23 protein-coding genes are annotated in these 24,796 nt (G+C 45.3%); 21 read left to right on the forward strand and 2 right to left on the reverse strand.

The window, feature by feature from the left end; translation table 11 throughout:
* The first annotated feature begins 280 nt into the window (after positions 1-280).
* The 3 genes from IRQ95_RS11570 (at position 281) to crr (ending at position 3,117) form a co-directional block, all read left to right on the forward strand.
* Positions 281-538, forward strand: coding sequence for an HPr family phosphocarrier protein (locus IRQ95_RS11570; RefSeq protein WP_011078325.1), 258 nt, complete (start codon positions 281-283; stop codon positions 536-538).
* A 138-nt stretch (positions 539-676) separates the two neighbouring features.
* Entirely contained in the window at positions 677-2,401 is a 1,725-nt protein-coding gene (gene ptsI / locus IRQ95_RS11575; RefSeq protein WP_194437086.1) for a phosphoenolpyruvate-protein phosphotransferase PtsI, read from the forward strand.
* Positions 2,402-2,607: 206 nt separating this feature from the next.
* Complete coding sequence (gene crr / locus IRQ95_RS11580; RefSeq protein ID WP_075651122.1) at positions 2,608-3,117, forward strand: PTS glucose transporter subunit IIA; 510 nt, start codon at positions 2,608-2,610, stop codon at positions 3,115-3,117.
* A 97-nt stretch (positions 3,118-3,214) separates the two neighbouring features.
* Here crr and IRQ95_RS11585 read toward each other — a convergent pair whose 3' ends face one another.
* Positions 3,215-4,363, reverse strand: a complete 1,149-nt coding sequence (locus IRQ95_RS11585) for a 2-octaprenyl-3-methyl-6-methoxy-1,4-benzoquinol hydroxylase (RefSeq protein ID WP_194437087.1) — start codon at positions 4,361-4,363, stop codon at positions 3,215-3,217.
* A gap of 292 nt (positions 4,364-4,655) precedes the next feature.
* Between IRQ95_RS11585 and miaB the strand changes: the two genes are divergently transcribed.
* The 5 genes from miaB (at position 4,656) to lnt (ending at position 10,253) form a co-directional block, all read left to right on the forward strand.
* Positions 4,656-6,080 (forward strand): tRNA (N6-isopentenyl adenosine(37)-C2)-methylthiotransferase MiaB, encoded by a 1,425-nt coding sequence (miaB, locus tag IRQ95_RS11590; protein ID WP_194437088.1) that lies wholly within the window; start codon positions 4,656-4,658, stop codon positions 6,078-6,080.
* Positions 6,081-6,150: 70 nt separating this feature from the next.
* A complete protein-coding gene (locus IRQ95_RS11595; protein ID WP_194437089.1) occupies positions 6,151-7,245 on the forward strand; it encodes a PhoH family protein in 1,095 nt (364 codons plus the stop codon).
* The gene (gene ybeY / locus IRQ95_RS11600) at positions 7,245-7,709 is read left to right on the forward strand and encodes an rRNA maturation RNase YbeY (protein ID WP_194437090.1); all 465 of its coding nucleotides are present in this window, start codon (positions 7,245-7,247) and stop codon (positions 7,707-7,709) included. Before IRQ95_RS11595 ends, ybeY begins: the two co-directional genes overlap by 1 nt.
* A 101-nt stretch (positions 7,710-7,810) precedes the next feature.
* Complete coding sequence (gene corC, locus IRQ95_RS11605; protein WP_075651112.1) at positions 7,811-8,710, forward strand: CNNM family magnesium/cobalt transport protein CorC; 900 nt, start codon at positions 7,811-7,813, stop codon at positions 8,708-8,710.
* A gap of 28 nt (positions 8,711-8,738) precedes the next feature.
* Positions 8,739-10,253 (forward strand): apolipoprotein N-acyltransferase, encoded by a 1,515-nt coding sequence (lnt, locus tag IRQ95_RS11610; RefSeq protein ID WP_194437091.1) that lies wholly within the window; start codon positions 8,739-8,741, stop codon positions 10,251-10,253.
* Positions 10,254-10,297: 44 nt separating this feature from the next.
* On the opposite strand, the gene IRQ95_RS11615 is transcribed toward lnt, so the two are convergent.
* Positions 10,298-10,768 carry a zinc ribbon-containing protein gene (locus IRQ95_RS11615; RefSeq protein WP_194437092.1) on the reverse strand — a complete coding sequence of 157 codons (471 nt, stop codon included), beginning with the start codon at positions 10,766-10,768 and terminating at the stop codon, positions 10,298-10,300.
* A 245-nt stretch (positions 10,769-11,013) separates the two neighbouring features.
* Here IRQ95_RS11615 and leuS point away from each other — a divergent pair, with 245 nt between their 5' ends.
* From leuS to IRQ95_RS11680, 13 genes are all read left to right on the forward strand, one after another.
* Positions 11,014-13,587 carry a leucine--tRNA ligase gene (gene leuS / locus IRQ95_RS11620; RefSeq protein ID WP_194437093.1) on the forward strand — a complete coding sequence of 858 codons (2,574 nt, stop codon included), beginning with the start codon at positions 11,014-11,016 and terminating at the stop codon, positions 13,585-13,587.
* Between the two features lie 186 nt (positions 13,588-13,773).
* Entirely contained in the window at positions 13,774-14,421 is a 648-nt protein-coding gene (locus tag IRQ95_RS11625) for an LPS-assembly lipoprotein LptE (protein ID WP_194437094.1), read from the forward strand.
* 9 nt (positions 14,422-14,430) lie between these two features.
* Positions 14,431-15,444, forward strand: a complete 1,014-nt coding sequence (gene holA, locus IRQ95_RS11630) for a DNA polymerase III subunit delta (RefSeq protein ID WP_194437095.1) — start codon at positions 14,431-14,433, stop codon at positions 15,442-15,444.
* Between the two features lie 77 nt (positions 15,445-15,521).
* Positions 15,522-15,839 carry a ribosome silencing factor gene (gene rsfS / locus IRQ95_RS11635; RefSeq protein ID WP_194437096.1) on the forward strand — a complete coding sequence of 106 codons (318 nt, stop codon included), beginning with the start codon at positions 15,522-15,524 and terminating at the stop codon, positions 15,837-15,839.
* 3 nt (positions 15,840-15,842) lie between these two features.
* Entirely contained in the window at positions 15,843-16,313 is a 471-nt protein-coding gene (rlmH, locus tag IRQ95_RS11640) for a 23S rRNA (pseudouridine(1915)-N(3))-methyltransferase RlmH (protein ID WP_194437097.1), read from the forward strand.
* A gap of 6 nt (positions 16,314-16,319) precedes the next feature.
* Positions 16,320-18,212 (forward strand): penicillin-binding protein 2, encoded by a 1,893-nt coding sequence (gene mrdA, locus IRQ95_RS11645; protein ID WP_194437098.1) that lies wholly within the window; start codon positions 16,320-16,322, stop codon positions 18,210-18,212.
* Entirely contained in the window at positions 18,212-19,333 is a 1,122-nt protein-coding gene (gene rodA, locus IRQ95_RS11650; RefSeq protein ID WP_194437099.1) for a rod shape-determining protein RodA, read from the forward strand. Before mrdA ends, rodA begins: the two co-directional genes overlap by 1 nt.
* On the forward strand, positions 19,333-20,190 hold the full coding sequence (locus IRQ95_RS11655) for a septal ring lytic transglycosylase RlpA family protein (protein WP_194437100.1): 858 nt from the start codon (positions 19,333-19,335) through the stop codon (positions 20,188-20,190). The genes rodA and IRQ95_RS11655 overlap by 1 nt, the downstream gene beginning before the upstream one ends.
* Before the next feature lie 89 nt (positions 20,191-20,279).
* Positions 20,280-21,458 (forward strand): serine hydrolase, encoded by a 1,179-nt coding sequence (locus IRQ95_RS11660; RefSeq protein ID WP_194437101.1) that lies wholly within the window; start codon positions 20,280-20,282, stop codon positions 21,456-21,458.
* 282 nt (positions 21,459-21,740) lie between these two features.
* Entirely contained in the window at positions 21,741-22,019 is a 279-nt protein-coding gene (ybeD, locus tag IRQ95_RS11665) for a DUF493 family protein YbeD (RefSeq protein ID WP_194437102.1), read from the forward strand.
* Positions 22,020-22,197: 178 nt separating this feature from the next.
* On the forward strand, positions 22,198-22,854 hold the full coding sequence (lipB, locus tag IRQ95_RS11670; RefSeq protein WP_194437103.1) for a lipoyl(octanoyl) transferase LipB: 657 nt from the start codon (positions 22,198-22,200) through the stop codon (positions 22,852-22,854).
* A 4-nt stretch (positions 22,855-22,858) separates the two neighbouring features.
* Positions 22,859-23,824: a lipoyl synthase gene (lipA, locus tag IRQ95_RS11675; protein ID WP_194437104.1), complete on the forward strand. Its 966-nt coding sequence runs from the start codon at positions 22,859-22,861 to the stop codon at positions 23,822-23,824.
* A gap of 169 nt (positions 23,825-23,993) precedes the next feature.
* Positions 23,994-24,320 (forward strand): hypothetical protein, encoded by a 327-nt coding sequence (locus tag IRQ95_RS11680; RefSeq protein ID WP_194437105.1) that lies wholly within the window; start codon positions 23,994-23,996, stop codon positions 24,318-24,320.
* Positions 24,321-24,796 lie beyond the last annotated feature (476 nt).

Below are 24,796 nucleotides of genomic sequence, written 5' to 3' on the forward strand. Positions count from 1 at the left end.
TTTAAAAAAGCCCCGTTCAGGGGCTTTTTTGTTGATCCTGCTCCTACCTTTGGTAATATCAGCAATGTTTTATTTTTGGCTTCAAAATAATATTGCCAAATCAGTATTCAAGCTGGTGATGACTTTTACTCAATGGTAGAGTCGTTACTGCAAAAATTGTAACCAGTGCCAACTTCGGAACACATTGCAGGCAAGTTTCACTAGAAGAAGCCAGCAAACGTCACTAAGCTAGGTTTGGTTCAAATACTATCTAAAATATAAATTAATTGGGGTATACAAAATGTACGAGAAGCAAGTTGAAATCACTGCAGAAAATGGTCTACACACTCGTCCTGCTGCACAGTTCGTTAAAGAAGCAAAAGCTTTTGACGCTGACATCACAGTGACTTCAAATGGCAAAAGCGCAAGCGCAAAAAGCCTATTCAAACTACAAACTCTTGGCCTAGTTAAAGGTACTGTAGTTACAATCTCTGCTGAAGGCCCGCAAGCTCAGCAAGCTGTTGACCACCTAGTTGCCCTAATGGACCAACTACACTAATTAGGTCTCCTATTTTCAAAGCCATTTTGTGAAAACAGAATGGCTTTGTTGGAAATAGGCCCTAACATAAGCTAAACATTAACGTTAGCGTATCCATATTTTTCTCCAGTTTAAAGTTGACCAATTTAAGGTAAGGCTATGATTTCAGGCATCCTAGCATCTCCTGGTATTGCTATTGGTAAAGCACTACTACTTCAAGAAGATGAAATTGTCCTAAACACAAACTCAATCTCAGACGATCAAGTAGAAGCAGAAGTACAACGTTTCTTCGACGCTCGTAACAAGTCATCAGCTCAGCTTGAAACCATCAAGCAAAAAGCACTTGAAACCTTCGGTGAAGAAAAAGAAGCGATCTTTGAAGGTCACATCATGCTTCTTGAAGACGAAGAGCTAGAAGAAGAAATCCTAGCACTGATCAAAAACGACAAGCTATCTGCTGATAACGCAATCCACACGGTTATCGAAGAGCAAGCATGTGCTCTAGAATCTCTAGATGACGAATACCTAAAAGAGCGCGCGACAGACATTCGCGACATCGGTACTCGTTTCGTTAAAAATGCGCTAGGTATCAACATCGTTTCTCTAAGCGATATTGATCAAGAAGTTATCCTAGTAGCTTACGACCTAACGCCTTCAGAAACTGCACAAATCAACCTAGATTACGTTCTAGGCTTTGCTTGTGACATCGGCGGTCGTACGTCTCACACTTCAATCATGGCACGTTCTCTTGAACTACCAGCTATCGTTGGTACTAACGACATCACTAAGAAAGTGAAGAACGGTGACATGCTAATTCTTGATGCAATGAATAACAAAGTTGTTATCAATCCATCAGAAGAAGCGCTAGCAGAAGCAAAAGCAGTTAAAGCTGCATTCATTGCTGAAAAAGAAGAGCTAGCTCAACTTAAAGATCTTCACGCAGAAACTCTAGACGGCCACCGTGTAGAAGTTTGCGGCAACATCGGTACAGTTAAAGACTGTGACGGTATTATCCGTAACGGCGGTGAAGGCGTTGGTCTGTATCGTACTGAATTCCTATTTATGGACCGTGATGCTCTTCCTACTGAAGAAGAACAGTACCAAGCTTACAAAGAAGTTGCAGAAGCAATGGAAGGTCAAGCGGTAATCATCCGTACTATGGATATCGGCGGTGACAAAGATCTACCATACATGGATCTACCAAAAGAGATGAACCCATTCCTTGGTTGGCGTGCAGTTCGTATCAGCTTGGATCGTCGTGAAATTCTTCGTGACCAGCTACGTGGTATCCTACGTGCATCAGCACACGGTAAACTACGTATCATGTTCCCAATGATCATCTCTGTTGAAGAAATCCGTGCGCTGAAAGCAGCAATCGAAGAGTACAAAGCAGAACTTCGTGAAGAAGGCCTAGCATTCGATGAAAACATCGAAATCGGCGTGATGGTTGAGACTCCAGCTGCTGCTGCGATTGCTCACCACCTAGCAAAAGAAGTTGCATTCTTCTCAATCGGTACTAACGATCTAACTCAATACACATTGGCAGTAGACCGTGGTAACGAAATGATTTCTCACCTATACAACCCACTATCACCTGCTGTACTAACAGTAATCAAGCAAGTGATCGACGCTTCTCACGCTGAAGGCAAGTGGACTGGTATGTGTGGTGAGCTAGCAGGCGACGAGCGTGCTACTCTGCTACTACTAGGTATGGGTCTAGATGAGTTCTCTATGAGCGGCATCTCTATCCCTGTGGTTAAGAAAGTCATCCGTAACTCTAACTTCGCAGAAGTTAAAGCAATGGCGGAAGAAGCGCTTTCTCTACCAACAGCAGCAGAAATCGAAGCAGTTGTAGAAAAGTTCATTGCAGAGAAAACTCAATAATCTGCATAGCTAATCTGCTTGAATAGACAGAAAAAGCAGTGACTACGGCCATTTAACAGGTTGAGAGTAATCCATTCTTAGCCTGTTGATTGCCATTTTATTGCAAGTTTATTAGCGTTTTGTGGCGCTAAAATTATTCGTCTATTCGACTAGATTGGTATACTATATTGCGAAAGAATAAAACTAAACGTTAGGAGCATGACACAATGGGTCTGTTTGACAAACTTAAGAAGCTAGTATCTGATGACAGCGCTGATGTTGGTGCAATCGAAATCATCGCACCTCTATCTGGTGAAATCGTTAACATCGAAGATGTGCCAGATGTAGTTTTCGCTGAGAAAATCGTTGGTGACGGTATCGCTATCAAACCAGCAGGCGATAAGATGGTAGCTCCTGTAAACGGTACTATCGGTAAAATCTTTGAAACTAACCACGCTTTCTCTATCGAGTCTGACGACGGCGTTGAGCTATTCGTTCACTTCGGTATCGACACTGTTGAACTTAAAGGCGAAGGCTTCAAGCGTATCGCTGAAGAAGGTCAAACAGTTAAAGCTGGCGACACTATCATTGAGTTCGATCTAGCACTTCTAGAAGAGAAAGCTAAGTCTACTCTAACTCCTGTTGTTATCTCTAACATGGACGAAATCAAAGAGCTAAACAAGCTTTCTGGTGCAGTAACTGTTGGTGAAACTCCAGTACTACGCGTAACTAAGTAATTCCTACTTAGCCAAACGAAAAAAACGCTGCTCTGTGCAGCGTTTTTTGTATTCCGAGAAATACTCAAGTAACCTCAAAATACTTTGGTATAGGAATTCACAAGCCGAGCGCGTATTTCAACACTTGCTGTTTTAACCGCCCTGTTTTGTCAGCAATCTTCAGCGCCGCATTGCGTAGCAATTTCAGCGGGGCTACATCATTACTAAAACCTTTGTAGAACACATCCATCCCCGATTGCATCAATAGATTGTCTCCGCGACGCTTACGCTCATAACTCGCCAACAATTCAGCGGTTAATGATTCACCTTGTGTTACTTTTAGTAAAGCATCGACATCTTTAAAGCCTAAGTTCACGCCCTGCCCTGCGAGCGGATTAATTGTATGAGCAGAATCCCCGACCAAAATGCAACGATTCTTGACATATTGCTGAGCGTGGCGGCGAGTCAACGGAAATGAGCCATGCTGAAGAACCGTAATATCACCGAGTTCTGCAGGGAAATTAAGTAAAATTTCTTCACGCATTTGCTCGTTCGACATTGCGCTAAGCTGCTTAATACGTTTTGGTGAATCATACCAAACCAGTGACCCTTGCTGACCACACAGCGGCAAAAACGAACGCGGCCCCGTAGGATTAAACTGCTGCCAAGTAATATCTTGCTGATCGAGTTCAGTCGCCACATTGATCAACATACAATGCTGGCGGTAGTCCCAAGCGGTTATCCCAATTCCAGCTTGCTGACGCACTTGCGAGTTCGCGCCATCGGCGCCAACGACCCACTCAGCGGAGATTCGTGCGCCTGAGGTCAGTTCAATTCCAACACTCTCACCAAACTCCAGCGAAGCCAAGGAGTCAGGACATATCACGGTTAAATTAGGGTATTGCTCAAACTGCTGCCACAAGCCATGTTGGATTAAGCGATTTTCAATAATGTAACCAAGCTGATCAAGGCCAAGCTCATCAGAGTGAAAACGAGTACGACACTCTGGGTGCTCCCAAGTTTCAAGGCGGCGATACGGACACACTCGAGTTGCTTCAATCGCTCGCCATGCACCTAGATCTTGGAGAATTTGAACTGAGTGATGCGAGATTGCTGAGACACGGATATCCATTGGTTGCTCATCAGAATAGGGGCTAGGCTCCTGGCCCTCAACCATCACAACTTGTCGTCCTTGCTTGGCAAAACCAAGCGCGACAGCAGCACCAACCATGCCACCGCCAATCACAGCAATATCAAACTTGTTCATTTTTTGCACGTCATCATCTTGATTTGTGGGTGAATTTTTATTGTACGTATTGATTACGAAAATGTAACTAAAAACCTTATCTGTACAAGGGGCAAAGCCCTTATATATTCGGGCTTTGACTGATTTTGCCACAACACTAGTCAGGTGCTTTTTAAAGCAGTACAATACGCCGCTTACCGCCGTGAAGGCGGCACGCTCAAGTGCTAAATTAAAGTTACTTGGGTATATAATTTGAACTAGAGCTTTAAGAGTAGTTCAACCAATTTTAAGATTTAACACGAGCGAAAGTGAGATGAGTAAGAAACTGCTAATTAAAACTTGGGGCTGCCAGATGAACGAATATGATTCATCGAAAATGGCCGATCTGCTTAATGCTGCAAATGGCTATGAGCTAACAGAAGACCCTGATGAAGCAGATGTACTTCTACTTAATACCTGTTCGATCCGTGAAAAAGCACAGGAAAAAGTGTTCCACCAACTCGGTCGTTGGAAAACACTGAAAGACAAAAAAGCGGGTGTAGTGATCGGTGTGGGTGGCTGTGTAGCAACTCAAGAAGGTGATCACATCCGTGAACGTGCACCTTTTGTTGACGTAATCTTTGGTCCACAAACACTGCACCGTCTGCCAGAAATGATCAAACAGTCGCAAGCGAATGAGGCACCTGTAATGGATATCTCATTCCCTGAAATTGAAAAGTTTGACAGTCTACCTGAGCCGCGTGCTGAAGGTGCAACAGCATTCGTTTCAATCATGGAAGGCTGTTCGAAATACTGCACTTACTGCGTAGTACCATACACGCGCGGTGAAGAAGTTAGCCGCCCGATGGACGACGTACTATACGAAATCGCGCAGCTAGCTGAGCAAGGTGTACGTGAAGTAAACCTACTGGGTCAAAACGTAAACGCATACCGCGGTCCAACACATGAAGGCGACATTTGCTCATTTGCTGAACTACTACGCCTTGTGGCATCTATCGATGGTATCGACCGTATCCGCTTTACCACGAGCCACCCGCTAGAGTTTACTGACGACATCATCGCAGTGTACGAAGACACACCAGAACTAGTGAGCTTCCTGCACCTGCCTGTTCAAAGTGGTAGTGACCGCGTATTGACGATGATGAAGCGTCCTCACACGGCAATCGAATACAAGTCGATCATCCGTAAACTGCGTAAAGCTCGTCCTGACATTCAAATCAGTTCTGACTTTATCGTCGGTTTCCCAGGCGAATCAGACAAAGATTTCCAAGACACGATGAAGCTTATCAAAGACGTTGATTTTGATATGAGCTTTAGCTTTATCTTCTCACCTCGCCCAGGTACGCCTGCTGCAGATTACCCATGTGATCTAGCAGAGGATGTGAAGAAAGAGCGTCTATACGAACTGCAACAAACCATCAATGCACAAGCGATGCGTTACTCTCGCCTAATGCTGGGCACTGAGCAACGAGTGTTAGTTGAAGGTCCATCGAAGAAAAACCTAATGGAGCTTCGTGCACGTACTGAAAATAACCGCGTGGTTAACTTTGAAGGCAACGCGGATCTGATCGGTCAGTTTGTTGATGTTAAGATTGTTGATGTGTTTGCTAACTCACTCCGTGGTGAGCTAGTACGCACAGAAAAAGATATGGATCTTCGCAGCGTGATTTCGCCAATGCAAATGATGGCGAAAACACGTCGCGAAGACGAGCTAGGTGTTGCAACCTTTACGCCATAAGCTCGTATAAAGCCATCGGAGAGCTGGTCGTTATCAGCTCTCCACTGTATGGCAACAATGAGAGGTAACTTTGAGCAATAAAATCGTAACTCTAGAAATCAATCTAGAACCTGCCGACAACCACCGTTTAGCAAGCCTATGCGGTCCATTTGATGACAATATCAAGCATTTAGAACGCCGTTTAGGTGTTGAAATCAGCTACCGAGGCAACTTCTTCACTATCGTGGGTAAACCTCATACCTCCGCTGCCGCGCTTGAAATTATTAAAACCCTTTACGTTAACACCGCCCCTGTTCGTGGCAATATCCCAGACATTGAACCAGAAGAGATCCATCTGGCAATCAAAGAGTCAGGTGTCCTTGAACAAGATGCGCAAGCGAACTTCGAGCATGGCAAAGAAGTCTTCGTAAAAACCAAAAAAGGCGTCATCAAACCGCGCACCCCAAACCAAGCTCAGTACTTGGTGAATATGGTGACGCACGACATTACTTTTGGTATTGGTCCTGCGGGTACAGGTAAAACTTACCTAGCGGTGGCTGCAGCGGTTGATGCACTGGAGCGTCAAGAAATTCGCCGTATCTTGCTAACTCGTCCTGCAGTAGAAGCCGGAGAAAAACTTGGGTTCTTGCCGGGTGATTTGAGCCAAAAAGTCGATCCTTACTTACGCCCTCTTTATGATGCGTTGTTTGAAATGCTTGGTTTCGAGCGTGTTGAGAAACTGATTGAGCGCAACGTAATCGAAGTCGCGCCACTTGCATACATGCGTGGTCGTACCCTCAACGATGCCTTTATCATTCTCGATGAAAGTCAAAACACCACTGTGGAACAGATGAAAATGTTCCTCACGCGTATCGGCTTTAACTCACGCGCGGTGATCACGGGCGACGTAACGCAAATTGACTTACCACGCGGAGCTAAATCTGGTCTACGTCACGCTGTCGAAGTGCTGAACGAAGTCGACGAAATCAGTTTCAACTTCTTCCAATCAGATGACGTGGTACGCCATCCAGTCGTTGCGCGTATCGTAAACGCGTATGAGAAGTGGGAAGCACAAGATCAAAAAGAACGTAAAGAGTTTGAAAAACGCCGCCGTGAAGAACGCGAGGCGAAGCTCTTAGAAGCACAAAAAGCTGAGCTATTTTCAGCGCCGGAGAATAAAGAGTAATGACAATCGAACTCGATCTACAATTGGCAGTCAAAGATGAAACCGGCTTGCCTAGTTTCGATGAAATTCACTCATGGCTAAGCAATGCAGTTTCGCTATTCCAAAAGGAAGCGGAAGTGACGGTACGCATCGTTGATGAAGCGGAAAGCCACCAGCTCAACCTAGAATATCGCGGTAAAGACAAACCAACCAATGTGCTCTCTTTTCCGTTTGAAGCTCCTCCAGGCATTGAAATTAACCTACTTGGTGATTTAATCATCTGTCGTCAGGTAGTCGAGCAAGAGGCAGTTGAGCAAGATAAGCCTTTATTAGCACATTGGGCTCATATGGTTGTACATGGCAGCCTGCATCTGCTAGGTTATGATCATATCGAAGACGACGAAGCTGAAGAGATGGAGTCGCTCGAAACAGAAATTATGCAAAAAATGGGATTTGAAGACCCATATATTGCAGAAAAAGAGTAACTTAGGTTGCTTGGTGGAATGCAAAACCGCGATAAATTTCGCCGTTTAGCATTCCAACGTGTGCTATCACACTTCTGATAGCGTTATTGTAATGAGACACAATGAACGAAGACAATTCGCCCTCATCTGTAGAAGGTAAGAAAGAAAAATCTGAAGGTCCGAGTAGAAAGTCCTTCTTTGAACGCCTAGGTCAACTATTTCAAGGTGAACCAAAAGACCGCCAAGAGCTTGTCGATGTAATTCGCGACTCTGAAATTAATGACCTGATTGACCACGACACTCGAGACATGCTTGAGGGTGTTATGGAAATCGCCGAAATGCGTGTGCGCGACATTATGATCCCACGCTCGCAAATGGTTACGGTTGAACGCACAGATAACCTAGATGCTCTTGTGGCACTGCTTACTGACGCTCAACACTCTCGCTACCCTGTTATTAGCGAAGACAAAGACCATGTGGAAGGCATTCTTCTAGCGAAGGACCTACTTAAGTACCTTGGTTCAAACAGCGCAGAATTCGACATTGAACAAGTGATCCGCCCTGCTGTTGTTGTACCTGAAAGCAAACGTGTAGACCGCCTATTAAAAGAATTCCGCGAAGAACGCTACCATATGGCGATCGTTGTGGATGAATTTGGTGGTGTGTCAGGCCTTGTAACCATTGAAGATATCTTGGAAGAGATCGTTGGCGACATCGAAGATGAATTCGACGACGAAGAAGAACTGGATATCCGCAAGTTAAGCAAGCACACATTTGCTGTCAAAGCCCTAACCACTATTGAAGAGTTCAACGAAACCTTCGGGACTTCGTTCAGTGATGAAGAAGTGGACACGGTAGGTGGTCTTGTGATGACAACATTTGGTCATCTTCCTTCTCGTGGCGAAGTTGTAGATATTGAAGGCTACAGCTTTAAAGTAACGGCAGCAGACAACCGACGTGTTGTGCAACTGCAAGTTACCGTGCCAGACGAAGAACAAGTTACTCAACCTATCGAAGAATAATCCACATTCTTCTCAATAAGAATATACGATGATTAGTAATCTATTTCATCGCCTCAAGCGGCCCTTAGGGGCCGCTTTTGTTGGCGCTTTAACAACGTTTGCATTTGCTCCCTATCAAATCTGGCCTCTGGCATTTGTCAGTATCGCGGCCCTACTTTGTCTCATTCACGGACAATCAGCCAAAAAAGCTGCTTGGATTGGCTACGCTTGGGGGCTTGGCCAATTCGCAACCGGAATTAGCTGGGTCCATGTCAGTATCGATAACTTTGGTGGTATGCCAAAGATAGCTAGCGCATTTTTAATGGCGTTATTAGTAGGTTATCTAGCGATTTACTCTGCGCTGTTTACTGGCTTACTTAATCGATTTGCGCCCCACAATAACCGTACACGCTTTTTTATTCTCGCTCCGGCTTTATGGCTAGTTTGTGATTGGTTACGTGGCTGGGTAATGACCGGTTTTCCATGGCTTTGGCTTGGCTACAGTCAGATCGACTCGCCACTGGCTAGCTTTGCGCCGATTGGCGGAGTTGAGCTAATCACCTTACTGATCGTACTCAGTGCAGGCGCAATTAGCTACGCGCTGCTCAATAAACACTGGCTCACATTTATTGTTCCTGCTGTCGTGCTCGCGACTGGCTTCGGCTTAAGAAACGTTAACTGGGTAACACTCAACCCTGACAGCACAACTAAAGTTGCACTGGTTCAAGGTAATATCGAACAAGCATTGAAATGGGTACCAAGCGAGCGTTGGCCAACCATCATGAAATATATCGACCTTACCCGTAAAAACTGGGATGCCGATATCATCATCTGGCCAGAGGCGGCTATTCCTGCGTTTGAATTTGAGATTAGTTCATTTCTGAGCAATCTCGATAGCAATGCCAAAGCGCATAACAGCGCGGTTATCACTGGTGTCGTTAACCAAGATGAAGATCGCCGTTTCTACAACAGCATTCTATCGCTTGGCGCAACCGCATATGGTGATTACAGTTACGATCTGGACAAACGCTATCACAAACATCACCTCCTGCCGTTTGGCGAGTTTGTGCCCTTTGAAGATATTTTGCGTCCAATCGCACCATTCTTCAATCTGCCAATGTCCTCGTTTAGCCGTGGCGATTTTATCCAAAACAACATTGATGCCAACGGTAAGCAACTGGCACCCGCATTGTGTTATGAAATCATATTCGGTGAACAAGTTCGTGAGAATATCACTGACGAAACAGACTTCATTCTGACGCTGTCTAACGATGCGTGGTTTGGTCACTCAATTGGCCCGCTGCAACATATGGAAATTGCCCGTATGCGCGCGCTTGAGTTTGGCAAACCGGTGATTCGTTCCACCAATAACGGCGTCACCGCAGTCACTGATTTTAAAGGTAATATCACCGCGCAATTGCCACAGTTTGAAACGGGAGTACTGCGTACACAAGTGACTTCGACCACTGGCCAAACCCCTTACCATGGTTTTGGTAGTTGGCCACTTTATATCTGGGTAGCAATCTGTGCCCTGCTCACTTGGCGGATGAGAAAATCAGTATAAAGATATAAAGGGCTCATCTGAGCCCTTTATTGTATCTAAATGAACTATGGTTTAAGCGCCCGGCGAGAAAACGCTTTGTGGCCACATTGGGTACACGCAATGATTTCCGTTGGGTGGTTATATTGCGTCTGGTGGCCACACTCATCACACACTAAGGTGCCGAGCCCAATCACCTCGCCCGCTTCATATAGCCCTTGATGTTCTAAATCAGCAAATAGCTCAATCCACTCCACTTTGGTGCGGTCAGTGATCTCCAACAAACCTTGCCAAATCGAATCCGCCACCATTAAATAAAACGGACCTTTTTTCGACTCTTCATAGTTATCGGCAAACTCTTTCAAATCCGATTTAACATACGCCGAGATGAGTGCCAACTCATCTTTAGTCATATCATTGGCCGCATCGACATATTTCCCTGAGGTTTCTAGCACATGGTTAACCTCATCCGGACTATGTTTGAGCGCTTCAACCACGTCCTCAAACATATCTTCATAACCTGTTTTGTGTTTAGGCATAGTCACCCCCTTGTGGTTCTCGACAAGCTGAAAGTTTTTAATTCAGCCCGATCTACTTTGAACAAGCCCCTGAATATTGGCTCCCAATAGCTCAGGAAGAGAGATAAAGCCGCCAACATTGCCGTAAACTCTATGATGAAGAGTGTTGGCTATTGTTGAACCTTGCTCCTTTATGTATTCTATGACGATCTATTATTGTCTGTTCTAACTGAACTCACACTTTCCAAGATAACCGGATATCATCGATGCAAGAGCAATATAACCCGCAAGATATTGAACAGAAGGTTCAACAGCACTGGGACGACAACAAGACCTTTGTTGTAAGTGAAGACCCAAATAAAGAAAAATTCTACTGTCTATCAATGTTCCCTTACCCAAGTGGTCGACTGCACATGGGTCACGTGCGTAACTACACTATCGGTGATGTGGTATCTCGTTTCCAACGTCTACAAGGCAAAAACGTAATGCAACCTATCGGTTGGGATGCGTTTGGTCTACCAGCTGAAAACGCAGCAGTAAAAAACAACACTGCACCTGCGCCTTGGACATACGAAAACATCGAATACATGAAAAACCAGCTAAAATTGCTAGGTTTTGGCTACGACTGGAATCGTGAATTCGCAACTTGTACTCCTGAGTACTACCGTTGGGAACAAGAATTCTTCACTAAGCTTTACCAAAAAGGCTTAGTGTACAAAAAAACCTCTTCAGTTAACTGGTGTCCAAACGACCAAACAGTTCTAGCAAACGAACAGGTTGAAGATGGCTGCTGCTGGCGTTGTGATACCCCTGTAGAGCAAAAAGAAATCCCTCAGTGGTTCATTAAGATCACTGAATACGCTCAAGAGCTACTAGACGACCTAGAAACTCTAGATGGTTGGCCTGAAATGGTTAAGACCATGCAGCGCAACTGGATTGGCCGTTCTGAAGGTGTTGAACTTAAGTTTGCGGTACAAGGTCAACAAGACCTTGAAGTGTACACAACCCGTCCTGACACGCTAATGGGTGTGACTTACGTTGGTATTGCAGCAGGTCACCCTCTTGCAGCGCTAGCGGCACAGAATAACCCTGAACTGGCTAAGTTCATTGATGAGTGTAAGAACACCAAAGTTGCGGAAGCTGAGCTGGCAACAATGGAGAAAAAAGGTATGGCAACAGGCCTTACCGCTATTCACCCATTGAACGGCCGTGAAGTCCCTATTTATGTAGCTAACTTCGTACTAATGGATTACGGCACGGGCGCGGTAATGGCGGTTCCTGCTCATGACCAACGTGACTACGAGTTCGCAACTAAGTACGGCCTAGACATCATCCCAGTAATCAAACCTGCTGATGGTAGCGAGTTAGATGTTACTGAAGCCGCTTACACAGAAAAAGGCGTGCTATTCGATTCTGGTGAGTTTGATGGCCTTGAATTCCAAGCGGCATTCGATGCAATCGCAGCGAAGCTAGAAACCGAAGGCAAAGGCACTAAGACGGTTAACTTCCGCCTACGTGACTGGGGTGTATCTCGTCAGCGTTACTGGGGCGCACCAATCCCAATGGTAACCACTGAAGACGGTCAAGTTCACCCAGTACCAGCAGACCAACTACCCGTTATTCTGCCAGAAGACGTGGTAATGGATGGCGTTACGAGCCCAATCAAAGCAGATAAAGAGTGGGCGAAAACTACTTTCAACGGTGAACCAGCGCTACGTGAGACCGATACCTTTGATACCTTCATGGAATCTTCTTGGTACTACGCGCGTTACTGTTCACCACAAGCAGACGACATCCTAGATCCAGAAAAAGCAAACTACTGGCTACCAGTAGACCAGTACATCGGTGGTATCGAGCACGCTTGTATGCACCTATTGTACTCACGCTTCTTCCACAAACTACTACGTGACGCAGGTTACGTAACCTCTGATGAACCATTCAAGCAACTACTATGTCAAGGCATGGTGCTTGCGGATGCGTTCTACTTTGAAACCGAAAAAGGTGGCAAAGAGTGGGTTGCACCAACAGACGTTAAAGTTGAGCGTGATGGTAAAGGTCGCATCACTTCTGCTACTGACAACGAAGGTCGCAACGTTGAGCACTCAGGCATGATCAAAATGTCTAAGTCGAAGAACAACGGTATCGACCCGCAAGAGATGGTAGACAAGTACGGTGCTGACACAGTACGTCTATTCATGATGTTTGCATCTCCTGCAGACATGACACTTGAGTGGCAAGAGTCTGGCGTAGAAGGCGCAAACCGCTTCCTGAAACGTGTATGGAAACTAGTGAAGACTCATTCAGAGAAAGGCGCAGCCGAAACTGTTGATGCAGCAGCACTTTCTGGTGAGCAAAAAGCACTGCGTCGTGACGTTCACAAAACGATCGCCAAAGTGACTGACGATATCGCTCGCCGTCAAACGTTCAATACCGCTATTGCCGCGATTATGGAACTGATGAACAAGCTAGCAAAAGCGCCTCAAGAATCTGCACAAGACCGTGCAATCCTTGATGAAGCGCTTAAAGCAGTCGTTGCAATGCTTTACCCAATCACTCCGCACATCTCATACGAATTATGGGCTGCACTAGGTGAAACTGACATCGATAACGCTGTATGGCCAACGTTTGACGAGCAGGCACTGGTTGAAGACGAGAAAACTATCGTTGTTATGATCAACGGCAAATTACGTGCAAAACTTACTGTTGCAGCTGACGCTTCAGAAGAGCAAGTTCGTGAGCTTGGTCTAAACGATGAAAACGCGAAAAAATTCCTAGACGGTCTAACAATTCGCAAAGTAATTTACGTACCAGGTAAACTACTAAACATCGTAGCAAACTAATCCGCTCGCTATAATTTAGTGAGCAAACGCTAAACATAAGCGACTGTTTAAACAGTATTTAGATTAGCGCGATAGAATAATAAACAGGGTAGCCGTTCTACCCTGTTTATTTATCTCAAGCCATTTACAGCCAAACCGTAATGAGTGGCTTTAGATAAATAACCAATAACAGAGAGTCGTACGTCAATGCGTCTATTTTCCCTATCCTCGATTAAGTTGACTAGTGTTGTACTAGCAGCCTCCCTTTTGACTGCTTGTGGATTTCATTTGCGAGGCGATTATTCCATTCCGGAAGAACTCGACACCATGTCTTTGACCAGTTATGACCAATACAGCACCTTCACGCGTATGATGCGTGGTCAACTGCGTATGAATGACGTTAATGTTGTGGCACCTGCTGCAAACGTCGCTAACTTGCACCTATTAGGTGAAAGCGTTGGCGAACGCACACTATCACTGTATCAAAACACCCGCGCAGCAGAGAAAGAGCTTACTTTCCGCGCCTCTTACCGTGTAACCATTCCCGATCTTGGCGAACGTACTTTTTCCACTAGCGTAACGCGTAGTTACCTAGATAACCCTCTAACAGCACTCGCGAAATCGGTTGAACGTGACATGATTGAAGATGAAATGCGCAAACTGGCAGCGACGCAAATTGTCCGTCAAATGGGGCGTCTAAAAGCAGATATCGAAGCAGGTACGATGCTGACTGGCCAAGAGCTTGATGAGCAACAGGCTCGACAACGCATCCAAGAACAAGAGCAGTACGAGATCAAAACCATCGAAGATGACAGCAACTCTCTGGACATAGAGCAACCACTGCTTGAACAATAAGAGTTAGCCATGCGTATTTTTGCTGACCGCCTTGCGGATCAACTGAGCAAACAGCTCCACCCTATCTATCTGTTGTTTGGCAATGAACCTCTACTTCTACAAGAATCACGTCAAGCCATTCAACAGACTGCTAAGCAACAAGGTTTTGATGAAAGGCATCGCTTTGCAATCGACACCAGCTTTGATTGGAATCAGGTTTACGATTGTTGCCAAGCATTAAGTCTGTTCTCTGCTCGCCAACTGATTGAGCTTGAATTACCAGAAGCAGGCGTTAATGCGGCAATTGCCAAAGAACTGGTTAGCGTAGCAGAAATGCTCCATCCAGATATTTTACTGGTACTCGTCGGCACAAAACTAACCAAAGCACAAGAGAGTGCTAAGTGGTTTAAAACATTAAGCAGCCAAGGCTGTTGGGTAAACTGCTTATCACCTGACCTGCAGCGCTTACCTCAGTTTGTCCAAGCACGTTGCCGAGCGTTAGGACTCAAACCTGATGCAGAAGCAGTACAAATGCTAGCGCAATGGCACGAAGGCAATCTCTTTGCCCTTAGTCAAAGTCTAGAAAAATTAGTATTACTCTACCCTGATGGGCACCTAACATTAGTGCGCTTAGAGGAATCTCTTAGCCGCCACAATCACTTTACTGCGTTCCACTGGATTGATGCTTTGCTCGCTGGCAAAGGCAACCGTGCCCAACGTATCTTGCGCCAATTAGAAGCGGAAGGGGTAGAAGTGGTGATCTTGGTGAGAACGATACAGAAAGAACTCACCCAACTATTGCAGATGCAGCAGCAAGCGCAGCAGAGTTCAATCGCCCAAGTATTCGATAGCTATCGTATTTGGCAAAGTAAGCGACCACTCTACTCAGCGGCATTGCAACGCCTTAATATTCCCCGCCTGCAAAAATTGATGCAACTTTTGGCGCAAGCGGAAATCTTAACTAAAACGCAGTATGACCAACCGAGTTGGCCACTATTGCATCAACTAAGTGTCGTGCTTTGCTTGCCACAAGTTAAGCTTTAAAAAGCGTGCTATAATCCGCCACCCGATTTTGAACCAACAACTACGACACCTAGCCAAGTGTCATTGAGGATATCAACTTGCAACACCAACAACTCAACGCATTTTTAGTAGACAAAGTAGACGATATGAAAGCACAAGATATTCAAACTATCGATGTGCAAGGTAAATCAAGCATCACTGATTTCATGATCGTATGTACCGGTACTTCAAAGCGTCATGTTGCCTCAATTGCAGACCACGTTGCACGTGAAGCAAAACTGGCAGGCTTTGAGCCATTAGCCGTCGACGGTGAAGTCGAAGGTGAATGGGTCGTGGTTGATATGGGCGATACTATTTTGCATGTGATGCAAGAAGAACAGCGTGAAATGTACCAGCTTGAAAAGCTGTGGGGCTAAGCGATGAAACTACAGTTAATCGCTGTCGGCACTAAAATGCCAAAGTGGGTTGAAGAAGGCTTTCAAGAATACAAACGCCGTTTCCCTCACGACATGCCGCTAGAATTGATCGAAATTACCGCAGGCAAACGCGGTAAAAACGCCGACATTGCAAGAATTTTGCAAAAAGAAGGCGAAGCCATGCTCGCAGCCGTGCCTAAAGGCAACCGAATTGTTACTCTTGATATTCCGGGTAAAAAATGGGACACCCCCCAGCTCGCTGAACAACTTGAAAGTTGGAAGCTCGATGGTCGCGACGTCTCCATTTTAATTGGCGGCCCAGAAGGTCTTGCCCCAGCTTGTAAAGCTGCCGCTGACCAAAGCTGGTCACTTTCAGCGTTGACCCTACCTCACCCACTTGTGCGCATTGTTATGGCAGAAAGCCTCTATCGTGCATGGAGTATTACCGCTAACCACCCATATCATCGAGAATAAGCGTACATGTTAAGGAAGCGCACCAAAATCAGAGACTACCAAGCAGAATCACGTCTGTTCGCCAGCCGTGCAATCGTCGCTTTTCTTGGTATTGTCGTGATGATGGGACTGTTAGTGGCCAACTTGTACAATATTCAAGTTAACCAATATCAAGACTATAAAACTCGCTCAAACGATAACCGCATTAAAGTGGTGCCAATCGCACCTAACCGCGGGCTTATTTACGATCGTAATGGGATACTTTTAGCTGAAAACCGTCCGGTTTTTAGCCTTGAGATCACACCTGAGAAAATCAAAGATATGGACGACACGATTGCGCGTCTGCAAGATATTCTCGAGATCACACCAGAACAAGTTGAGCGCTTCCAAAAAGAGCGTCGCCAAACTAGACGCTTTAAATCGGTACCGATTCTAACCCAGTTGACTGAAGAGCAAGTGGCTAAGTTCTCAGTGAATCAACATAAATTCCCTGGGGTAGCCGTGAATGCCAGCCTCAAGCGCTACTATCCGTATGGCGAAGTATTAACTCACGTCATTGGTTACGTATCACGCATCAATGATCGTGATATGCAACGTCTAGTCCGTGAAGAAAAAGATGCCAACTACCAAGCCACCCGTGATATCGGTAAGTTGGGTATCGAGCGTTACTACGAAGACTTGCTGCATGGCACGGCCGGTTATCAAGAAGTTGAAGTGAACAGCCGTGGACGCATCATCCGTGTTTTGAAATACGTACCGCCGATTCCTGGTAAAGATCTGGTTCTGAACCTAGATATCGACTTACAGATGTATGTTCATAAACTGCTTGCGGGTCGCCGCGGCAGTGCGGTCGTGCTCGACCCTCATGACAATGGTGTGCTCGCCATGGTCTCGAGCCCAAGTTATGATCCGAACGCCTTTGTTCATGGTATTTCTGGTAAAGCCTATCGTGCGCTACTCAACGATAAAAATCGTCCACTAGTAAACCGCGCAACGTTGGGGATTTACCCACCAGCATCAACCATCAAGCCTATGATGGCTGTGGCAGCCCTTACGGAAGGTGTTATTACGCCGAACACCACGCGAAATGACCCTGGCTACTGGAAAATTCCAAACTCAAAGACTAAGCCATTCCGTGACTGGCTACGCTGGGGACATGGTAAAGTCGATGTGATTAAGTCGATTGAAGAATCAGTCGATACTTTCTATTACCAAGTCGCGTATGACATGGGAATCGACCGCATTTCCCAATGGATGATGATGTTTGGTTTCGGTGACTACACTGGCATTGATATTCACGAAGAAAGTAAAGCCAATATGCCAACTCGCGATTGGAAGATGGCTCGCCATCGTACACCTTGGTACCAAGGTGATACTATTCCAGTCGGCATTGGACAAGGCTACTGGACAGCAACACCAATGCAGCTTGCGAAAGCTACTTCTGTACTGGTGAACCACGGTAAGGTGATTGCGCCTCATCTATTGCGAGCAACCATTGATAACGGTGCTGATTTCACTACCAACTCAATGGCTGAGATTGTCACTTATCCACCGATTACTGGTGTCAAAGACCGTTACTGGGATATTGCTATCGAAGGTATGCGTTTAGTAAACCATGGTCGAAAAGGCACTGCGCGCCGAGCATTTGCTGACGCGCCATATATGACAGCAGGTAAATCAGGAACCGCGCAGGTATTTGGTCTAGGTGAAGACGAAGAATACAACGCTGACGAAATCGCCGAGCATCTACGTGACCATGCTTTGTATACTGGATTTGCGCCACTTGACGATCCGAAGTTAATTGTCACCGTTGTACTAGAAAACGCCGGTGGTGGTTCTAGTAATGGTGCCCCTGTGGCCCGTAAGGTATTTGACCGCGTGTTAGTCGAGAAGAATATAGTCAAAAACAAGGAAGAGTAATGGACTTTGCCCACCCCACAGGCCAAAACCGATCGCTGTTTGAACGTTTCCACATCGATTTACCCCTACTATTAGGCATTCTCGCCTTAATGGGGTTTGGCTTAGTGGTGATGTATAGCGCAAGTGGGCAGAGCTTTGCGATGATGGATCGTCAAGCAATGCGAATGGGCTTGTCGTTGGGCGTAATGATATTACTCGCACAGATACCACCGAGAACGTTTGAATCCCTTGCCCCACTGATGTTTTTTGTCGGTGTGGCACTCTTAATCGGGGTTCTATTTTTTGGTGAAGCGTCGAAAGGTGCACAGCGCTGGTTAAATCTCGGCTTTGTGCGCTTCCAGCCATCGGAATTACTCAAGCTCGCCGTACCGTTAATGATCGCGCGCTATATTGGACGAGGTTCACTACCACCGACATTTCAAACCATCGTCATGTCGCTAGTCATGCTGATGGTTCCGACGATACTCATAGCGAAACAACCTGACCTAGGGACATCAATACTCATTGCCGCCTCCGGTATCTTTGTGATTTTTCTTGCCGGTATTAGCTGGCAAATTATCACTGCGGCATTGGTAGCATTGGGCGCATTTATCCCTGTATTGTGGTTTTTCTTGATGCGCGAGTATCAGAAAGTGCGAGTGCGTACACTGTTTGATCCGGAATCTGATCCGCTCGGCGCGGGATACCATATTATTCAGAGTAAAATCGCGATTGGCTCTGGTGGGGTGGCAGGTAAAGGCTGGTTGCAAGGCACACAGTCGCAACTTGAATTTCTTCCCGAGCGTCATACTGACTTTATCTTTGCTGTCATAGCAGAAGAGTGGGGATTGTTCGGTATTTTAGTATTGCTTAGCCTATACCTATTTATTATTGGGCGTGGGTTGGTACTCGCCAGTCGGGCTCAAAGTGCCTTTGGCCGAATGATGGCTGGCAGTATTGTATTAAGTTTTTTCGTTTACGTATTTGTAAACATCGGTATGGTAAGTGGTATCCTCCCCGTCGTAGGCGTACCACTACCATTAATTAGTTATGGCGGCACATCAATGGTAACCTTGATGGCCGGTTTTGGTATTTTGATGTCTATCCACACACATAGAAAAGCGTTCTCGAAGGCAAATTAATGAATACGATCCACAAACTTGCAGCCCTCGCTCTTATCAGTAGCGTTATGGTTGGCTGTTCCTCTTCGCCTTCAGAACCGGAGCCGACTCCAACGACTCCGACAGAACCAACGACTCCCCCTCTTTCTGATTCAGATCGCTATCAAGAAGAGCGTTATGAACTCAAAAATGATGTAGCTCCTGACAAACCTATGTCTGTAGAGCATATTGATGAAATTACACCTCAATATGAACCATACAGCCGAGGTGGTAATAGAAACTACACCGTTCGTGGTAAGAGCTACCAAGTAATTAAAGATCCAAAAGGCTTTAAAGAAAAAGGACAAGCGTCTTGGTACGGCAAAAAATTCCATGGTCACTTAACTTCCAACGGTGAAGTTTACGACATGTATTCTATGTCAGCGGCACATAAACAACTGCCCTTACCTAGCTATGTTAAAGTCACCAATACTGATAATGGCAAAAGCACTATTGTGCGCGTCAATGACCGAGGTCCCTTTCACCCAGGTCGAATCATCGATCTTAGCTTTGCGGCAGCGACCAAGTTAGACGTCATTAAAACGGGAACTGCTAATGTAGAGATTGAAGTGCTCACACCAGAAAAACCAAGTGCTGAAACCAAACAATCAGCGTTACCTAAATTCCAAATTCAAGTTGCTTCATCACAACACAAAGATCGCGTGGAAACTTTAGCGCAAACTCTTGGTCAAAAGCTTTCAGTGGCGAGCTTTGTAAATTCGGATAATGATATTCACCGAGTGATATTAGGCCCATTTGATGACTATGCGCTAACACAAAAAACGTTAGAGCAAGTTAAACTATTGGGCTATTCGAGCGCATTCGTCAGAAAAAATTAAATTCCTAACCATTCAGAGCCCTCACTTGACTAGTTTGAGACGGGGTTTCTGTTAAGATATGGCCAGTTCAAGATAAACCTGTAGTCAATATGAAAAAAACAACGTTACTTAAAACCGTTTTTGCGTCTTCTATTGCGCTTTCAACCACTTTCGCGTCACAAGTGATTGCATCTCCAGTAGTTGTGCCAGATCCACCGCAAATTGCCGCTAAAGGCTACGTGTTGATGGATTACCATTCAGGCAAAGTCCTTGCTGAGAAAGAGATGCATACTAAGCTATCTCCAGCAAGTTTAACCAAAATGATGACCAGCTACGTGATCGGTCAAGAACTTGCTCGCGGCAATATTTCTGAAAACGATGACGTAACGATCAGCCAAAATGCTTGGGCTAAAAACTTCCCAGACTCGTCGAAAATGTTCATCGAAGTGGGCACAACGGTAAAAGTGAAAGATCTTAACCGTGGCATCATCGTCCAGTCAGGTAACGATGCGTGTGTTGCGATGGCTGAGCATATTGCTGGCTCAGAAGATGCTTTTGTTGACCTAATGAATGCATGGGCAAACACACTAGGTATGAAAGACTCGCACTTTGCTAACGTGCACGGTCTAGACAACGACGAGCTATACTCAACGCCTTACGATATGGCGCTGCTTGGTAGCGCACTTATTCGTGACGTGCCTGATGAGTACCGCATCTACTCAGACAAAAAATTCACTTACAACGGCATCACTCAGTACAACCGTAACGGTCTACTATGGGATAAAAGCATGAATGTGGACGGCATCAAAACCGGTCACACAAGCAATGCAGGTTACAGCCTAGTAAGTTCAGCAACTGAAGGTAAAATGCGTTTAGTTGCAGTAGTAATGGGCACCAAAAACGCTAATGCTCGTAAATCAGAAAGTAAAAAACTTCTGAGCTACGGCTTCCGCTTCTTTGAAACCGTCGCACCACACAAAGCAGGTGAGACGTTTGTTGAAGAAAAAGTGTGGATGGGCGACAAAGACATGGTTGCACTTGGTTTAGACCAAGACACTTACGTGACGCTACCGCGCGGTCAAGCGAAAAACCTAAAAGCAAGCTTCGTACTTGAAAAAGAACTTGAAGCCCCAATTAGTAAAGGTGACGTAGTTGGTACGCTATACTACCAACTAGATGGTGAAGATATTGCGCAATACCCTCTTCTTGCTCTTGAAGACGTTCAAGAGGGTAGCCTATTTAGTCGCCTTTGGGATTACATTGTAATGCTGGTTAAAAGCTTCTTCTAATCTCTGGCACTAAATTACATCTTAAAGCCGCCACTGGGCGGCTTTTGTTTTATGACCGTATATAACCAAACAACTTGGAGTTGCAGGTAGGCGACAAAGGAACAAAGCCTCTGAGCATAGATAGTCTATGTGATGAGGTTTGTGAGTGCCAGTCCCTTTTTAAACCAATAATGCGCTGCGACTTTAAGTAGGACGGGTATAAACGGTAATCTTGAGATTAAACCTGATTGGCAGTAAGATTCCGCGCTGCTTAGATCAATATTCCAACTTGGAGTTTTTAACATGTTGACTATCAACTCAGACGCAAAACTGAAAGACCTACTTGAGTTCCCTTGTAAGTTTACCTACAAGGTTATGGGCTATGCCAAGCCTGAACTGCCAGTAAAGGTTCTTGAAGTGATTCAACGCCATGCTCCAGGTGACTACAGTCCAACGGTGAAACCAAGCTCAAAAGGTAACTACCACGCGGTATCTGTTACTATTAAAGCAACATCAATCGAACAGGTTGAAACGCTTTATAAAGAGCTGGGCGAAATCGACATCGTACGCATGGTTCTATAACTTTATTTGAAAAAATAAATTATTTTTGAAAGCAGCTCCGGCTGCTTTTTTGTTATTTATCAAAAAGATATAAATTCAACACATTTACTAGGGTTAAGAATGTGTTATCAACATATAGTTCAAAGTGTCAAAGAGGTTTATAATCAACGCTCTTAATTGATGAATGATGGACTCAGGAATGCAACAAACTCTGGTTGTGAAGCATCTTGGAAAGCAGGATTACGAGCCAATTTGGCGCGCAATGCACGAATTTACCAACACTCGCAGTGATGAATCACGTGATGAGATTTGGTTTGTGGAGCACAACCCTGTCTTTACCCAAGGTCAAGCAGGCAAAGCAGAGCACTTGTTAAACACAGGTGATATCCCAGTAGTACAAAGCGATCGCGGTGGTCAAGTCACCTACCACGGTCCCGGTCAACTGGTGGTTTACTTCCTGATCAATCTGCGTAGGAAAAATATTGGTGTGCGCGATCTCGTAACACACATTGAAAACCTCGTGATCAATACACTGAAAGCATACAATATCGACTCAGCGGCTCGACCAGATGCTCCCGGCGTATATGTAGATAATAAAAAAATCTGCTCACTCGGATTACGCATTCGCAGAGGCTGTTCGTTTCATGGCTTGGCGCTCAACATTAACATGGACATGACTCCATTCTTGCGTATTAACCCATGTGGTTATGCAGGTATGGAAATGGTTCAAGTTAGCCAACTTGGTGGACCGGATAACGTCGATACTGTCGCCGAGCAATTATTGAAAGAACTCGTGGCTCTGTTGGATTACCAACAGATTGAAGTCAGCACAGAAGTCCCAAACGATAAGAAATAGAAGCATGAGTAAACCAATCCAAATGGAAAAAGGCATCAAATACCGTGATGCTGACAAGATGGCACTAATTCCTGTTAAGAACATGCCAGTTGAGCAGAAAGAAGTACTGCGCAAGCCTGACTGGATGAAGATCAAGCTGCCTGCAGACAGCCAACGTATTCAAGATATTAAGTCTGCGATGCGTAAAAACAACCTGCACTCAGTTTGTGAGGAAGCCTCATGCCCAAACTTAGCCGAGTGTTTTAACCACGGCACAGCAACCTTTATGATCCTTGGTGCAATCTGTACTCGTCGTTGCCCATTCTGCGATGTTGCTCATGGTCGTCCACTGACTCCAGAAGCAGATGAACCGCAAAAATTAGCGCAAACCATCAAAGATATGAAGCTTAAGTACGTGGTGATTACTTCAGTTGACCGTGATGACCTACGTGATGGTGGTGCTCAGCACTTCGCTGACTGCAATAGAGAAATCCGTACACTGAACCCACACATCAAGATTGAAACGCTGGTTCCAGATTTCCGTGGTCGTATGGATGTGGCATTGGATCTACTTAAAGACAACCCGCCAGATGTATTTAACCATAACCTAGAGACTGCGCCTCGCCTTTATCGTAAAGCTCGACCAGGGGCGAACTATAAATGGTCACTAGAATTACTGCAAAAATTCAAACAGCAGCACCCTGACATTCCAACCAAGTCAGGCATTATGATGGGCTTAGGTGAGACCAAAGAAGAGATCATCGAAGTACTTAAAGATCTCCGAGCACACGGCGTGACTATGCTTACCCTTGGTCAATACCTCGCTCCTAGCCGTCACCACCTGCCAGTTGAACGCTATGTTCCTCCATCTGAGTTTGATGAACTCAAAGAGATTGCACTAGAACTAGGCTTTACTCATGCCGCTTGTGGTCCATTCGTGCGTTCTTCTTACCACGCCGATATGCAAGCTCAAGGTATCGAAGTAAAATAACTCGCAGACTCCCCCTTTTGAAGACCAGTTTTTAACTGGTCTTTTTTATTTGTGGCAAAAATACCCTATTTCACTTGCAGCGCTCAATATGCACTTCTAGGCTTATATGGCAGCGCTAATTAAGCTGGCCGCCGATTAAAGCTGCAGATAACGATAATAGGATATAGCCATGGAAAAACTCCTTTTACTTGCTGTATGTAGCAGCTCGCTATTACTTGGTTGTAGCTCGCAAGCTCAACAAGATCACTTTCGCGAAGCCTCTTTTGAATTGTGTAATACCGAAGTTGATATCTATTCGGTCAGTGATGATGGCAGAGTCCGAATTCTTTGCTCTGATGGTTCGAAATTCGCGTTAACACAACGAGATACTCTAGAAACAATGCGCGATATCAACATCGACTATTGCGATGGAGAAGGGTTAGGTAAGTTTAATGAAAGCTCACGCTACTATTCGTTCAAATGCAAATCAGGCACGCTGCTGAGTATTTCGAAGTGAGAAACGGGATGCGGGATGCGGGATGCGGGATGCGGGATGCGGGAAAATTCTGGATACTTCATTTGGTTAGTACAAATCACTTTTCGCAGCATTTCGCTTCCAGCTTAAGACAATAGACAACAAAAAAAGAGCCCCGCTGGACTCTTTCCATTCTTTCAATTTCAAACTAAATCGCCTTTAGTTCAAGCAAAAGGCACACTGTTTGAAATCAGCATTGGCAAATAGTGGCAAGAAGTTCTAGGAGAGTACGCATAAAAAAGAGCCCTAGCGGACTCTTTCTAAACTCCCAATTTCAAACTAAATCGCCTCTAGTTCAAGCAAAAGGCACACTGTTTGAAATCAGCATTGGCAAATAGTGGCAAGAAGTTCTAGGAGAGCACGCATAAAAAAGAGCCCTAGCGGACTCTTTCTAAACTCCCAATTTCAAACTAAATCGTCTCTAGTTCAAGGAAAAGACGCACGGTTTGAAATCATCA

Source organism: Vibrio fluminensis (assembly GCF_015278125.1).
GTDB lineage: Bacteria > Pseudomonadota > Gammaproteobacteria > Enterobacterales > Vibrionaceae > Vibrio > Vibrio fluminensis.